The sequence below is a fragment of the Alicyclobacillus suci genome (genome assembly GCF_017329615.1).
GTDB lineage: Bacteria > Bacillota > Bacilli > Alicyclobacillales > Alicyclobacillaceae > Alicyclobacillus > Alicyclobacillus suci.
Genome location: NZ_JAFMTW010000264.1, coordinates 1 through 229 on the forward strand (window position 1 = coordinate 1; position 229 = coordinate 229).

The following is a 229-nucleotide window of genomic DNA, read 5'->3' on the forward strand; positions in this document are numbered from 1 at the left end:
TGAGCGTTTTGCAGATTGATAAAGCCTTGTAGGACAAGGGCTTGGAAGACATGAAAAAGGACTTCACCCCAACCTTCGAGAAGATTTCAAGTGACCAAACCAGAAATTTTCGAGGAGGGAAGTCCCACTATGTATATTCTCCAACCATCGCTCTTTTCCTTTGAGGACTGGCTAGAAATTGACTCCAGCGATCGTCTGCCCTTGTTCTTTGCTGTCTTGGATTTACAAC

1 pseudogene is annotated in these 229 nt (G+C 44.5%); it reads left to right on the top strand.

Annotation, left to right across the window (positions count from 1 at the left end):
• Positions 1-129 precede the first annotated feature (129 nt).
• Positions 130-229 (top strand): annotated as a pseudogene (locus J3482_RS22265) (transposase); the annotation flags it as partial.